The 14,481-nt window shown below is 59.5% G+C and carries 10 protein-coding genes; 3 read left to right on the top strand and 7 right to left on the bottom strand.

Going from position 1 to position 14,481, the window contains the following annotated elements:
- Positions 1-152: 152 nt before the first annotated feature.
- Positions 153-2,339 (bottom strand): excinuclease ABC subunit UvrB, encoded by a 2,187-nt coding sequence (gene uvrB / locus ESZ60_RS07665; RefSeq protein WP_134679888.1) that lies wholly within the window; start codon positions 2,337-2,339, stop codon positions 153-155.
- A gap of 149 nt (positions 2,340-2,488) precedes the next feature.
- Here uvrB and ESZ60_RS07660 point away from each other — a divergent pair, with 149 nt between their 5' ends.
- The 3 genes from ESZ60_RS07660 to ESZ60_RS07650 all read left to right on the top strand — a co-directional run bounded on the left by ESZ60_RS07660 (position 2,489) and on the right by ESZ60_RS07650 (position 5,171).
- Complete coding sequence (locus ESZ60_RS07660; protein WP_134679887.1) at positions 2,489-2,800, top strand: ETC complex I subunit; 312 nt, start codon at positions 2,489-2,491, stop codon at positions 2,798-2,800.
- A 507-nt stretch (positions 2,801-3,307) separates the two neighbouring features.
- Positions 3,308-3,556, top strand: a complete 249-nt coding sequence (locus ESZ60_RS07655; RefSeq protein WP_134679884.1) for a hypothetical protein — start codon at positions 3,308-3,310, stop codon at positions 3,554-3,556.
- Between the two features lie 229 nt (positions 3,557-3,785).
- Positions 3,786-5,171: a transposase gene (locus tag ESZ60_RS07650; RefSeq protein ID WP_134679882.1), complete on the top strand. Its 1,386-nt coding sequence runs from the start codon at positions 3,786-3,788 to the stop codon at positions 5,169-5,171.
- Between the two features lie 321 nt (positions 5,172-5,492).
- Here the strand turns inward: ESZ60_RS07650 and ESZ60_RS07645 are convergent, their stop codons facing one another.
- The 6 genes from ESZ60_RS07645 to ESZ60_RS07620 form a co-directional block, all read right to left on the bottom strand.
- Positions 5,493-8,975 carry a hypothetical protein gene (locus ESZ60_RS07645; RefSeq protein WP_134679880.1) on the bottom strand — a complete coding sequence of 1,161 codons (3,483 nt, stop codon included), beginning with the start codon at positions 8,973-8,975 and terminating at the stop codon, positions 5,493-5,495.
- A 37-nt stretch (positions 8,976-9,012) separates the two neighbouring features.
- Complete coding sequence (locus ESZ60_RS07640) at positions 9,013-10,527, bottom strand: trypsin-like serine peptidase (protein ID WP_167620088.1); 1,515 nt, start codon at positions 10,525-10,527, stop codon at positions 9,013-9,015.
- Positions 10,528-10,529: 2 nt separating this feature from the next.
- Complete coding sequence (locus ESZ60_RS07635) at positions 10,530-11,720, bottom strand: glycoside hydrolase family 25 protein (protein ID WP_134679877.1); 1,191 nt, start codon at positions 11,718-11,720, stop codon at positions 10,530-10,532.
- 485 nt (positions 11,721-12,205) lie between these two features.
- Positions 12,206-12,889: a M12 family metallopeptidase gene (locus ESZ60_RS07630; protein WP_134679875.1), complete on the bottom strand. Its 684-nt coding sequence runs from the start codon at positions 12,887-12,889 to the stop codon at positions 12,206-12,208.
- A gap of 78 nt (positions 12,890-12,967) precedes the next feature.
- Positions 12,968-13,825: a hypothetical protein gene (locus ESZ60_RS07625; RefSeq protein ID WP_134679873.1), complete on the bottom strand. Its 858-nt coding sequence runs from the start codon at positions 13,823-13,825 to the stop codon at positions 12,968-12,970.
- Between the two features lie 18 nt (positions 13,826-13,843).
- The coding region (locus ESZ60_RS07620; RefSeq protein WP_209021261.1) for a caspase family protein at positions 13,844-14,481 on the bottom strand (638 nt) is incomplete at its 5' end.

Raw genomic sequence — 14,481 nt, 5'->3', positions numbered from 1 at the left:
CGCTGGGTTTCGGCATGCAGTTTCCTCTTGAACGAGGGTATCGGCACGGAATTCCTGAGGGTGGATGCGAGCGCGCGGGCCAGGTGGGTCTTCTACGTTCTGGGCTGTTTGATGAAGAGGGCGCAAGCGTCGCGAAATCGCCGCGAGATGCGCTAGCGTGAGCGCTTGGACCGCTTGTTTCCGCCGCGCTGACCGGCGCGGCCAGCCGTCGAACGGCCCGAGGATTTCACCGCCTCTTCTGCCGCCTCCTCGATCGCGGATTGTCGCGCCAGAGGATCATCCGCAACGGCGAGTTCGACGGCTTCGAGCCGCTTGACCTCGTCGCGCAGGCGCGCGGCCTCTTCGAATTCGAGATTCTCGGCCGCCTTGCGCATCTGGCTGCGCAGCGCGTCGAGATGTGCCGCGAGGTTCGAGCCGACCAAAGGCTTCTCGATCCTGGCGGTGACGCGGGATTGGTCCGTGTCACCCTGCCAGAGGCCCGCCAGGACATCCTCGACATTCTTGCGCACGGTCTGGGGCGTGATGCCATGGGCCTCGTTATAGGCCATCTGCTTCTGCCGCCGCCGCTCGGTCTCGGCCATGGCGCGTTCCATGCTGCCGGTGATGCGGTCGGCATACATGATGACGCGGCCATCGGCATTGCGCGCCGCGCGCCCGATGGTCTGGATCAGCGAGGTCTCGGAGCGCAGGAAGCCCTCTTTATCGGCATCGAGAATGGCGACAAGGCCGCATTCAGGAATATCAAGGCCTTCGCGCAGCAGGTTGATCCCGACCAGCACGTCGAAGGCGCCAAGCCGCAGGTCACGCAGGATTTCGATCCGCTCGATCGTGTCGATGTCGCTATGCATGTAGCGCACGCGGATGCCCTGCTCGTGCAGGTATTCGGTCAGGTCCTCGGCCATGCGTTTGGTCAGTGTCGTGACCAGCGTGCGGTATCCGGCAAGCGAGACCTTGCGGACCTCGTCCATGACGTCATCGACCTGCGTTTCGACCGGGCGGATCTCGATCACCGGGTCCAGAAGGCCGGTCGGCCGGATGACCTGCTCGGTGAAGACGCCGCCGGTCTGGTCCATCTCCCATTGCGCGGGGGTGGCGCTGACGAAGACCGATTGCGGGCGCATCGCGTCCCATTCCTCGAATTTCAGCGGGCGGTTGTCCATGCAGGAGGGCAGGCGGAAACCATGCTCGGCCAGCGTGAACTTGCGCCGGAAGTCGCCGCGATACATGCCGCCGATCTGCGGCACCGAGACATGCGATTCATCCGCGAAGACGATGGCATTGTCGGGAATGAATTCGAACAACGTCGGCGGCGGCTCGCCCGGCGCGCGGCCGGTCAGGTAGCGGGAATAGTTCTCGATGCCGTTGCAGACGCCGGTGGCCTCCAGCATCTCGAGGTCGAAATTCGTCCGCTGCTCCAGCCGCTGGGCCTCGAGCAGCTTGCCCTCGTCGGTGAGCTGCTTCAGCCGGGCCTGCAACTCGGCCTTGATGCCCTTGGTGGCCTGCTGCATGGTCGGGCGCGGCGTGACGTAATGGCTGTTCGCATAGATGCGGATCTGCTTGAAGCTGTCGGTCTTTGCCCCGGTCAGCGGGTCGAACTCGGTGATCGCCTCGAGCTCGTTGCCGAAGAAGTCGAAACGCCAGGCCCGGTCCTCGAGGTGGGCGGGCCAGACCTCGACGAGATCGCCGCGCACCCGGAAGCCGCCGCGCTGGAAGGCGGCGTCGAGGCGGCGGTATTGCTGCGCGACCAGTTCGGCCAGAAATTCGCGCTGGTCGTAGAGCTGGCCCACGACCATGTCCTGGGTCATCGCCGAATAGGTCTCGACCGAGCCGATGCCGTAAATACACGAGACCGAGGCGACGATGATCACATCGTCGCGTTCCAGAAGCGCCCGCGTTGCCGAGTGGCGCATCCGGTCGATGGCCTCGTTGATCTGCGATTCCTTCTCGATATAGGTATCGCTGCGCGGCACATAGGCTTCGGGCTGGTAATAGTCGTAGTAGCTGACGAAATACTCGACCGCATTCTCGGGGAAGAAGCCCTTGAACTCGCCGTAGAGCTGGGCCGCGAGGGTCTTGTTCGGGGCAAGGATGATCGCCGGACGCTGGGTTTCCTCGATGATCTTGGCCATGGTGAAGGTCTTGCCGGTGCCGGTCGCGCCCAGCAGGACCTGATCGCGCTCGCCCGCATTCACGCCCTGCGTCAATTCGGCGATCGCCGTCGGCTGGTCGCCTGCGGGCGAGAACTCCGACTTCATCACGAAGCGCTTGCCGCCCTCGAGCTTGGGGCGGGTGACCTCCGCAAAGCGCGCGACCGGAGCGTTAGTGTTGTTATGGCCCATCGTTTCACCCTTTGTTCCGGTGCGAATCTGGCATTCTTTGGCCCAGATGCAAGTGTTCTTGGCTTTGCGGGCCTGCAAGGTCCCCGGATCTTGATCCCGGCCGGTTCTTGTTGGATAAGACGCGCAAGCAAGAACTGAGGTTTCCGCCAATGCGCGTCCGCATCTACAAGCCTGCACGAAACGCCATGCAGTCGGGCACGGCCCGCACCAAGAACTGGGTTCTGGATTTCCCGGCCGCCGACGCGCGCGAGATCGATCCCCTGATGGGCTGGACAAGCTCGGACGACACCCAAAGCCAGGTCCGTCTGCGCTTCGAGACGCGGGAGCAGGCCGAGGACTACGCCCGCGAAAAGGGGCTCGATTTCGAGGTGATCGAGCCGCAATCCCGCGCCCATAATGTCCGCCCGCGTGGCTATGGCGAGAATTTCGCCACCGACAGACGGGCCCCTTGGACGCATTGATTTGTCTGTAAATCGGGATCAAGTTGCGGCCAAATAGGTCACAAGATCCGGCCGAGCACTATTTTGAAGAACGTGGATGCACCCGCGTTCTGCCGGCTTCGCGGTTAGTCCCTTCAGCATCTGGTCCAGTGAGACGTTTCGACCGACCATAGGCTCTCGGATGGACTGGCTTGGACGGTGCGCTTGTTGAAGCGAATGAAATAATAGGCCGATCGCTTCGGCGAGGCGTAATCAGAGAGAGCAGATGAATGCGCAAGGGGTGTCGGGCGAAACGTACCGCCTGCTGTCCCTAGGCTGCTTTCTGAAAGACGGTGATAGAGGCGCTGGGGCAGACGCTCCGGCGCCTTTCGCGTATGAGGGGGATGTGCGGTTCGTGGCATGAAGCGGCGGATCCGGCGGAGGGCCCTTGTGCCCTCTCCCGCATGAGCCTGAGCATGGAGCAGTGGGGGCTGGCTTGCGATGGTGAGACCCTGGACAAGAGGTCGCTTGGAAGCGGTGGGAACTCCAATGAAGACCATTAAGCCGACGCAAGCTGTCGCTATGATCCTCAGCCGATATCAGCGTCGGAGAAATTGTCAGGTGCCCGTCACAGCAACAGATGTCTACGCCGACACCGTTGCTCGCGTCTGTGGAGACGACGTTGACCTCGACCTGGTTGAAAGGGGCCTCATCCACCTCAAACGCCAGAAGGTGATTTCCGGCCGAAGACTGGTCGCGCTTCTTGCTCGCCACCAGCGCGAGATCAGGCCTGAGTGACGCCTCCAGAGGGCTTCCTGGGGTACTGGGCTTAACACCAGATACGAATACACGAAGCGTCATCGCTCTTGGGGGCGAATGGTTTGACTCAAGGGCCATAGTCACCGCTCACGCCCGGCGCTGCAAGATGGTCTGCCCTGGCTCAAAGGGCTTATTTCGTTGAAAAACTCGTCCTTGATCGAAGTCCCCTCGGCTGATTCAATTCCCGCAGTGGGTGGGAGGATCGGCGATGATGGGACCGCGGCAGGAGGCGCAACCGGCGCTATTCTACGAGTTCTCGCTTGAGGACCATATGCCCCAGAGCCACCTCCTGCGCTCGATTGACCGGTTCGTGGATCTGTCGGAGATCCGGACTTACCTCGCCGATCTCTACAGCCATACCGGGCGCCCGTCGGTCGACCCTGAACTGCTGATCAGGATGCTTTTGGTCGGGTATTGCTTCGGCATCCGGTCCGAGCGGCGGCTCTGCGAGGAGGTGCATCTGAACCTGGCTTACCGGTGGTTTTGTGGCCTTGATCTGAGTGACCGTGTCCCGGACCATTCCACGTTCTCGAAGAACCGGCACGGGCGCTTCCGCGACAGCGAATTGCTGCGGCATCTGTTCGAAACGACCGTTGCGCGGTGCATCGAGGAAGGCCTCGTCAGCGGCCAGCGCATGGCCATCGACGCCAGTCTGATCGAGGCGGATGCCAACAAGCAGAACTCGACACCGAAGGACGACTGGGACGCCGGGCAGATCGATCCCGCCGACGCGCCCCGGGCCGTTCGTGATTATCTCGACACCCTGGACGAAGCCGCCTTCGGCGCGGCCAGCGAGGTCCAGCCCAAGTTCACGTCGCATTCCGACCCGGCCAGCCAGTGGACCGCGGCCCGCAAAGGTCCGGCATTCTTCAGCTATTCCGACAATTACCTGATCGACACCGACCATGGTGTCATCGTTGACGTGGAGGCGACGCGGTCCATACGGCAGGCCGAGGTCGGTTCGACCAAGACCATGCTGGAGCGCGTGAAGGCCAGGTTTGACCTGCACCCCGAGCGCCTGATCGCAGACACGGCCTACGGCACCGGGCCGATGCTGGGCTGGCTGGTCAAGCGCAAAATCGCCCCACACATTCCGGTCTTTGACAAGTCAGGAAGAAGCGACGGAACCTGGACCCGTGCCGACTTCGAGTGGGATGCGGAGAACGATCAATATATCTGCCCCGAGGGCCAAACTCTGAAGCAGTTCCGCCGGAACTATTCCGACCCAAACCGAGGCCCGACTGGTAAGGGCACAGCCCGCTATGGGGCGCTCAAAGAGGTCTGCCAGGCCTGTCCTTCCAAGGCGAAGTGCTGCCCGAATGCTGATGCCCGCAAGATCACCCGCGAGGAACATGAAGACGCCCGGCAGGTCGCCCGCGATATCGCGAAAACCGACCAATACGTGATCTCGATGAAGCTGAGGAAGAAGGTCGAGATGCTCTTTGCCCACCTCAAACGGATTCTTGGCCTGAACCGGCTCCGATTACGTGGACCCTGCGGTGCGAATGACGAATTTCTCCTCGCCGCCACCGCCCAGAACCTCCGGAAACTGGCAAAGATCCTTCCTGCACCGCAGCAACCGCGAAAAGCCTGACAGGGAAGTCACTCGCGCCCTCTTCAGTGGTCGATGTTCTGCGTCAGCGAACGGCTGTTTTTCCACGGAATCGGGCGGAGAGCAGCCTGATGGCGGTGCGGCGTGGCAGCCGCAGCAACTTGTCGGAGCAGCCGTTCGGACGTGCCGCAGCGAGATCGCAGTCGGATTCGCCGCGAGGGGCGGGGAGCAGTCGTTCGTTGGGGCTGGGCGAATGAACGGTTCGGGTTCGGTTGTTGACCGGCTAATATCTGGTGTCCCACAATATCTAATCAGACAAGGTTTTACGTGCCCCTAACGAAGGATAGGCGCCCCGTGGGACGATTATTTTTGACCAAGGCGAAAAAACTCGCCACGTTTGGCGCGCTCGTCTGCAAGCAGGATCTTGAGGCTGTCGAGCCTGGGGTCAGCGCCCCCCTCCGCCGCGCTCAGCGCTTCGACCGCCTCCAGCAGTACGCTTTCGGTGTCGGCCCGGATCGAGGTCAAAACCACCTCGACCAAGAGGTCTGACAGGTTGCGGGTCCGCAAAATTTCCGGCGGCAGCAACTGAATTAGGCGGCGGGCGTCTGACAAACGCCCGTCGGCAATCGCCAGGCGTGCGCGTAACTCCCAATAGGCGGCAAGATCGGCAGGCTCCAGCTTTGCAACGTCCATGGAATCAAGACGCTGCTCGGCCTTGGCGAGGGCGCCGTCCGGCAGACGGGCCGCCAGAACCGAGTCGTCGCCGAAGCCTGTATCGATGGCCAGGACCAGAGCGGCCTCGGTCATCAGCCCGGCATCCGAAGGAAAGATGGCGTTTAGATCCTGCGCCAGGGCATGGGCGACATGCAGCCCGATCTCGGTGGTAAGATCGGGGCGGCCGAGCCGTGCGATCTCACGGGCATTTCGGCCAGACGAGAACAGCGGCACGTCCAGAGCGCCCTGTGCCCGGTAGCTGGCGGTCCGAACGGCGCAGCCGGCGGCCACAACCCGTTGAAGGAAGGCACGGTAGGTCTCGCCCTTGGTCTCATTGAGCGCGTGGAGAAGGTCGGCGGCCATAGGGGACGACGGCGTGTCCTGATCATGTGCGGCGCAGGCCGGATGCGGCGATTGCGCGACGTCGCCGTCGGCCCAGAGAACCACCTGCAGCGCATCCCCAGACAGATCGCCCAGAAATTCGATGCCGCCCGTCGCTGGAGGCACTTCGACGGCAATACCACGCCCCGCGTCTATATGTTTGTCCAAAAGGGCCTCTCGGCGTTCGGGGTCTGTCGGCACTGTGAACTGCACGTCGAGGATCACCAGCGCATGTACCCGGATCAGGAGGGTGAGGATGTCTTCGACATCGACCAGACCCTCATCGCGCGGGTCGTGCGAATCGTCGACATCGGAATCGTCGGCATCGGAATCGTCGACATCGGGATCGTACGAGGCGGTGGCGATATAGCGGCGGCCGTCGCGCTCGACACCTCGGCCGGTAATGTAGACGACGGCGACATCCTCGCTGTTCCGATGCGCCTCGGCCAGCTGTTTGAGTTCTGCCTCTAACTGTAGGGCGTCGATCATCTCGACCGGCGCCTTGGCCGTGGCCGACAGATCGAGCGGCGCTCCGCCGCCGGTGATCTGGTGTAACCGGTCGACCAGATCCTTGACAGCGGGGCCGATCAGTGCGGCGTCGGCGGCGGTCTTGACCAGATCGGGGAGATAAGGGCTGCGGTACTCCTCGGCATAGAACGGCTGCACAACGATCTGCCTCCCGGCGATTTTAGTGGGCAGATCGTCGAGACGGCGCTCGACCGTCCGGATTAGCCGGTCGCGGATGTCACCGAGGGCTTGGTCCAGACTGGCGCTACGCACCGACGCGACGCCACGCAGTTCGTCGATCGCGTGTCTGTATTGGCGCTGCGCATCCAGCACGTTGAGAGCCTCGTCGGATTCGACGCCCATCGCTAGCGTCTGCAGCGCCGGCGTCGACCGGCAGTTGATGACATCGCCGACAAGGCAATTATCCGAAACCGCGCGCAGCAGACTCTTGTCGGGGGAAGATCCGAGATCATCCAAGGCGGATCGCTCTGCCAACAACTGCACACGCAATCCGGGCCACGGGGTATGCGGGCCGGAGGGCGTGTTCCTCCTCAGTTGGGTCACCTCCCATAAAGCCTTGCTGGCCGAACGCAGCTCACGCTCGAAATCTTCGGCCGTGGGTGCGGTAATCGCTTTGGCGAGAATTTCATTCGCGTCAACGTACGCTAGGTTCTTGCCGGTGGATTGGTGCCAAGTCTCGGCCGAGACAACCATGACCGGAATATCCGCCGCCAACAGCGGCGCCGCATCGCCCCCGACATTCTGCGAATTGAGAATAATGAAGATTTTGCCCGCTGTCCGCGCCCGAAGCTTCACTAGGTCTTTGGCTAGGGCATCCGAAAAAGGGCAAGTCTCGTCGCAGCGTGAAGAGTTGAAAATCGAGATCACTGCATGTTGCTCAGGGGCCAATTCGGTGATCGCGGGTTCCCAAGATGAAAGGTCGGGCCTATTTCCACCAAGACTGGACTGAGCCAGGACATGCACAGGTTGGGTGAGGGGGCTGACCCGATGCATGAAACCCGCCCGCACCCTCTCTGCACTGAATCTGTATGATAAACTCGTGGGCCACGGCTGTGCTTGATAGATGAAATAGGCCGAAGCGGTGCGAACGATACTCAACCGCTCATCCAGGGACATCATGCCGGGTTCGGCCTCGGCCAGTCGGAACACATCCCGTTCGCGGTCACTGAGATGCAACGTGCCGCCCTGCTCCCGAACCGCCAGGTCGTCGAGGATATGGCGGCGTTCCGCCTGATCCAGCCGCGCGGCCAGGCGCAGCGCAGCGCGGTCGTCGATGGCAGGATCGCGGCCGCGCGCGAAGCGGAGGTGCGCGGTGGCCTGCCGGCCGAGAAGGGTAGCGATCTCGTGCGGGATGGCGCCGCCGGCGCCGCGGGCGAGAAAGTCGAGCGCCGTGCCCATTTCAAGCTGCGCGCGGGCGTGAAGTTCGGAGGTGCCGGCGACGGGGATGCTGTCGGCAAAGCCGTCGGGGCGCGGCCGCAGCTTCAGAGGCGTCTTAAGGAAATCGTAGAGCTCGCCCGTAGTGATGGCACTGTCGCGCGAGGTATCGGCCTCGCCCCGGAGCGCGGCCATCAGCCAATAGGCCATCTCGCTGCGGCCCAGCTCGGTCCGCTCGAAGGTGCTGCGGTCGCCGCTGGCGGCGGGGATTACCGCCATGTCCGCCTGGCCTAGACGTAGTTCTTTCGCTAGGTCGCTGACCTGGTCAACCAGCCGTTGGTCGGTCTCGGCGGCCATCGCACCCGCCGCCAGCCCCGAGCCGCAGGCGTTGACGAGAAACACCAACTTCACTCCAGTAAGCCCTGCGCCGAATTCGATCTGGTTGCTCAGAATCTCTTTCAGGTCGTCCCAATACAGGTAGTTGCGCCCGGGCCGGTTGCTGCCGTCGTCGGGCGGGCGGTAATCACTGGGTAGCAGTTGAAGGCGCTTGCGGCCGGTCGTCTCGATCACTTTACCGTGGCCACCGAAATAGACGACGACGCGCTGATTATGGCCTATGTAGTTGCTGAAATCGATCAGCTCATCTTCCAATAGGTCCCGGGTCAGTGGCTTGCCGGCCAAGCCACGCACTAGCCGGCTGCCCTTGGCCAGCTTCGCGACCCGTTCGAACTGAGCGTAAATGTCGGCGGCGTCCTGTGCGGTGTATTGCAGCTTGTTCAGCGACGGTTCGGTATAGTCACCGACCCCGGCGACAAACAGAAGCACTTCGGGTCTGGCGTCCTCGGCCATGGCCGGAAGCCCCAGCCAAGCCGAAAGACAGACGGCCCTAACGCAGGTCCAGACCCAATTCGGCAAATGCCTGCGCGCCAAGTTGGTGTTCCATGTCATCCAATATCGCCTCGATTGGAATGGCCACTTCGTGCTGAAACCAGGTTGGCCCGCCGTACCAGTTGCCACTTTTCCCCGCCACCAGCAGCCCGACGACGCACTGATCCTTGCGATGAGTATAGACGGGACCGCCGGAATTGCCTTGCGAGGTGTCGGCGACGATACCAAGGCTCGGCTGGCCGAAGTTACGCATCGAGTGGTAGTAGAACCGCGCAAAGGTACTTGATCGGTCGACGCCGTTCTCGCCGATGTAGCTGTCCTGCAACTCGACCAGAACACGGTCATATGTGTCTGCGGCCGAGACGAAATCCGATCCAGCGTCCAGTTCCAGCCCCGGAAGATCGAAGCCCCGGATGGCATAGGGGAATTCGACATAGGCCGCCGTATGCACTGAAAGCGCGGCTTGTTCGGGATAGCCGATCACGTAGAGCGGATCGCCGCGGTTCTGCACGGACCTCGACAGACATTGCGGCTCGGGGGTGTCCTTTATGCCCGGCGCCACCTCGACCAGCGGGATGGCCGCGGCATTTCCCGCAGGCTCGATCGACAATACCACGTAATCCAGAAGGTCGGGCCCGAAATCCTTCTGCAACAGCCGCGTCCAATCGGCTGTATCTGCCGGGATCACGGCATTTGCGTTCAGGCGCCGTCGGATCGGCGGATGTGCCCCGCCCCCCGGAAGCTCGACAAAACCGAAGAAGACCTCGAGTTCGCTGAGAGGGCGTGTGATGCAGTGCGAGGCTGTCAGTATCAGGGTCGGCGAGATTAAGACACCGCTACAGTGGGGTTCGGCCTCGCCTACTTCGGCGATGCCGACCACAGAAGTGCTCGACCGGAAGATCTGCCGGATGCGCCAGGCGCGATAGACATCGTCGGTGCCATAGACGCTTTTCAGCCCAATTCCATCGGGGAAGGTCTGAAACAGCTCGATCCTGAGATCGCGCCACAGTGTCGCTAGACGGCGCATCTCGGCGGTATCCCGTGTAGCATGAGCCGCTCCGAACAACCGGATGATTTCATCGACATCTTTCTTCGTAGCGCGCGCGACTGGGTGCGGGTCTTCGATCGTCCGGGGCAGCGGACTCATCGGCAAGCTGACAGGGTCGATGGCCTCGTTGATCCGGTCGACGATACGGGCGGCAGTCACGTAGGCCGCATCACTCGATCCGCTGTACGGATTCGGCAGCGTCAGGCCTTCGACCTGCAGCAGACCGTCGGGGCGCAGCGCGCCAGTCACCGAGATCGTCCGCCGCAGGGCCCCGTCGGGGAAGTCCGTCCCCTCTGGCAAGTACACTAACGGCAACGACGGGTCCAGAGGTCGGAACACGGTGTCACCGGCCACATTGCGCTGCAACTCACCAGAGAGTTCGCCCGCCGCGAGCGCTGCTTCAAGCCCGGACGCAGAGTTCTGCGCCCCCACCGGCCCGCCAACTGTCAGAAACGCCGCCATCATACCTATCGCAGTACGCATGAGCGTATCGCATCGGCCGAGGCACCATCGACAAGTACGTCCAGAATATCGACTTGCTGCTGGTTCAGCGAACCTTGAGTCAGAATTCCGCGCGCGGTCGCGAAAAGGTCGGTTCGCTCATCCTCGGACAGCCGCGTGCGGACATCACCCTCGATCAGGCGCCGCATCGCATCGGGCGCGGAGGTGTTCACCATGACGTTGAGGAAGGCGGCCTGCCCACTGTCCAGCCTTCCGCCAAACTCGATCCGCAGGACGTTGAAAACCTGTGCCAGTTCTTCGGCCGTCAGCGGATGCTGAGCGGCGGGAGCCGCAGGCAGCTCGCACGGCGGCGGTGTCGGGTTGTTAATTGCTGTCATGGCTTCAAATCCGAGCGCCAACTTGTTGACGTCCACATCGCCCGACACGCCAGCAACGGCCCCCTCTTCCGTGAACTGCCAGATTGACCAGTCGAAGTTTCCGGCCATCAGTGGCGGCCCCGGCTGATCCCATTTGCCGTAACGGGACATCCAGATCTGGTGATCAGTCAGTCGCTCGCCTTCTGAACCCAAGCGGGCTTCCCACCAGAATTTGTTGGTGTAGATTATCGGCTTCACACTGAATTCGGCCTCAATCGCATCAAGCCAAGCCTCGGCCTTGTCGACGATCTGCCGCGGCGTGAAATTGGCCCAGCGGTCCACGCCACTGCTGAAATCCCATTCAAGGTCCAGAACCGGCGGCAAATCGCCATCGGCGCGGATCGAGCCGTAATTCTTGACAAAATTATTCACTTGATTGCCTACAACAACTCCAGACGACAGGAAATGATACGCCCCGGTCGGATAGCCGACTGCCCGCGCGCCTTCGATGTTCGCGCGGAAGCGCGGATCGACGAAGTTTTGGCCTTCCGTCGCCTTCGTGTAAACAAACTCAACACCTTGGCCTAAGGTTTTCGACCAGTCGATCGGGCCTTTGTGGTGCGAAACGTCGATGCCATAGATGAAGTCGTCGTCGGCATCGTTAGGGAACTTGAAAAACCGCTTGGCCGCCTTCAACTCGTCGCTTTCAAGCCCTGCGTCGACCACGAATATTTCGTAAAGTTGCGCCCGCGAAAGTCCATGAGGATCTGCTTCCAACGTTTGCGTTAACGCAGCATTTCCATAACAGACAAAGAAAACTGAGACATACGAACACTTCATCTTGATTTTCCTACAAGTTGATCATCCGAATGCGTAGTTGTTTGTTGAGAGGCGGTTTCAAGCTTAGAAACTACCTACCTGCTGGATGCGCCGTGATCGTGACAGATTTTCCCCCTTGATTGTAGACTACAGCGACCGAGCCATCAGGCGACTTCGATTGGTTACCATCTTGGGACGCTACAAGCTCCTTCACTTTCGCACAGTAGTCCTTCGCGATCTTCACACCCTCGCCGATTGTCACCGTCACGGAGCCCGGAGCAAACAGCGAAATCAACTGGTTCCCCGCTTCTGCCGAGATCATATAGGGACACCACTTTGGGACTTGGTAGGCAACGCCCTCGCCATCCAAACCATCCTCTGAAGCTGGAGGAAAGGGTGAAAAACGATTCTCGCAACCCGAGACGACTAGAAGAGCCAATATTAACAGCGTTCTTGTACACATGACTTGCTACCTCGAAAAAAACCTTAGATATTCAACGAAAAGATCACGACTTTCCGGCGGGAACGCCATAGACGGCTTGAAGCCCGCCGATATCGCCCACAGAGAGATTACCGTTATTGTTGTAAGTGGGGTTGCAATAGTTCATCACGGATCGAATATCCCAACGAGTTAGCTCCACATCGCCAGATTGACCCTGCTTATTATTTTGCGAAGCACATTCGCCCGGGGTGTCGTGACGGTTCTGTTCATGAGAAAATCCTAATGCATGACCGAACTCGTGCACCGCGATTGACTTATTGCACGCGCGTCGTTTGGCTTCACTTGATCTACAAACTGGACTCCAGTTCCTGTAACTGAAGTTTAAAACAACGCCGTTCCTCTTCCCGTCGAGATGCCGACCCAGGAAGCGAGCCCGGGGTCCAGAGTCGTCAACCAAAACTCGTATGCCACGAGAATTCCTGCCGCACTTCATGGTCCATTCAAACTTCAAATCGGAATGCACCTGCCACGTTTGAACCACTGCCCTCATCACCGAGTACAAGTCGTCGAATGATGCTGCGTCTGGATTTTCCCAACAGACATCGATGTTCCGAGAGCCCCAAATCCCACTTTTCAAAACGACTAAGCGATCCTTACCCGTTTGCAAGAAAATATCACCAACATTTGACTGCGCAAATGCCACATTCGAAACGCAAAAAAACAATCCGATTGCGGCGATGATCTGCATTTCAATTACCCCTTCTCATTACCTTTTAGATGAATATCACACTCTGAACCGTAGTCGCTATCGCCCAGTTAGTCAGACCTAATTATTCTCCGGAATGCGCTCAGGCAACGTCGCGAACCATGCCTCTAGAGTTCCTTTCCTGACATTTGGATAACCTGGGACAAAAATAGGCTTTGCCTCGACCCCGGTGAAACCCTCAATTGTTTGCGCGACCTGATCAGCGGATACTTTGTCTTCCTCCCAAAAATAGCGCAACTGATTGCTTGTGGGGGATCTATTACCCACAACCTCTATCCCCTTAGCGACCCAAATGTTGCTATACTCCTTCAAAAGCTTCATTCGAACGCTTTCCGACGGCGCAATATCAGTGTTATCTTTGACTTGAATAAAAAGTCTATTTCCGTTGAGCACCTCCGGCGCGGTGACACACATTTGAAGTGCTATATATCCTCTTGGAACGGCGCCACTTTTCACGTTGACTTTACTGAAAGGGAGGTCTTTCGATATTCCTTCGAAGAACGAGGGATCAGATTCAATATCTGCGATTGAGGCTATTATGGTTATGTCCGAGTATACCATACTTTGATCTTCTTCTTCGCCGTCCCAAGGTAATGCGACAATATCTGTTACCCCGACTGCAAGACCGATCCGCCCTGTATTATTCTCCAATCGCTCATTCGCGTCTCTTCGAATAGCCCCGTATAGCGCCCCAGCTGCAGTCCACGCTTCAAACTCTGCAGGCGCTCCGCCCTTCTTGCACCAAAGTATCTCAATGCGCATGGGAGCATAGCCCGACTCTGCAATGACTTTAGCATCGTTTAGCTCGATTCTTCCCGTTCGCTCAGAATAGCTGAGAACGGGCGCGCCCTGGGAGTAACCTGCATTTATCGGAGCGCTCGCGAATGACAGGCAAGCGAAGGCGAACAGTGCGCGCATTTTATCATTACTCCTATCTCAGCACGATCCTATGCATGTGGTGGGCGGCGGGGATGGGTCCAACATCCCGGAAAATTGAGGATCTTGCAGCTTCCCGGTAGCGCCTGTAATTTTCCTCAGCTGCAACGACGCTTCGTAAAGCGCGACGTCTATAGACTTATCCCTGTGCAGTTCCAACTGTTGCGTAAATAAGATATTAAAGAGACTTCCGCTTACTCCCCCGTCCTCCGCTGAATCGCCTTTGCTCGTTGAGAAGACTATCTTTATTCCCGGTGGAATATTTCCGTTGTATTGAGGCTTGCTGTACAACATCTCAACCGGGTTTCCGGTAAAAATCGATTCTTCCAATCTTTGCTTTAGCACCGAATCGAGTGGGTTTGTTCGGCAGGCATCAACAATTATCACGATTGTCCCGTCTCCCGGCGTCGATATTTCGCTTAGAAGTGCAGTTGCCAGGTCCACGCCGTTTCTAAACAGCATCATGTTTTTATCTTTTTGATATCGCGTGAAGGCAGTATCTAGATCGAACGTCTGGTAATCCTCCCCATGGTTAAGGGGCTGCATAAGTAGAATTTTCTCGTAGCGTGAGCTGAGGAGATTCGAATGAGAAAGAGCCGTTTCACGGAACCGCAGATCATGGCTGTGCTTCGTCAGGC

The sequence above is a fragment of the Paracoccus ravus genome (assembly GCF_004522175.1).
In the GTDB taxonomy this organism is placed as follows: domain Bacteria; phylum Pseudomonadota; class Alphaproteobacteria; order Rhodobacterales; family Rhodobacteraceae; genus Paracoccus; species Paracoccus ravus.
This window is presented reverse-complemented; position numbering and strand designations above follow the sequence as displayed.

Excerpts from the sequence above, each read along its gene's own strand:
- uvrB (WP_134679888.1), bottom strand. The coding sequence starts at position 2,339 with ATGGGCCATAACAACACTAACGCTCCGGTCGCGCGCTTTGCGGAGGTC.
- ESZ60_RS07660 (WP_134679887.1), top strand. The coding sequence starts at position 2,489 with ATGCGCGTCCGCATCTACAAGCCTGCACGAAACGCCATGCAGTCGGGC.
- ESZ60_RS07655 (WP_134679884.1), top strand. The coding sequence starts at position 3,308 with ATGAAGACCATTAAGCCGACGCAAGCTGTCGCTATGATCCTCAGCCGA.
- ESZ60_RS07650 (WP_134679882.1), top strand. The coding sequence starts at position 3,786 with ATGATGGGACCGCGGCAGGAGGCGCAACCGGCGCTATTCTACGAGTTC.
- ESZ60_RS07645 (WP_134679880.1), bottom strand. The coding sequence starts at position 8,975 with ATGGCCGAGGACGCCAGACCCGAAGTGCTTCTGTTTGTCGCCGGGGTC.
- ESZ60_RS07640 (WP_167620088.1), bottom strand. The coding sequence starts at position 10,527 with ATGATGGCGGCGTTTCTGACAGTTGGCGGGCCGGTGGGGGCGCAGAAC.
- ESZ60_RS07635 (WP_134679877.1), bottom strand. The coding sequence starts at position 11,720 with ATGAAGTGTTCGTATGTCTCAGTTTTCTTTGTCTGTTATGGAAATGCT.
- ESZ60_RS07630 (WP_134679875.1), bottom strand. The coding sequence starts at position 12,889 with ATGCAGATCATCGCCGCAATCGGATTGTTTTTTTGCGTTTCGAATGTG.
- ESZ60_RS07625 (WP_134679873.1), bottom strand. The coding sequence starts at position 13,825 with ATGCGCGCACTGTTCGCCTTCGCTTGCCTGTCATTCGCGAGCGCTCCG.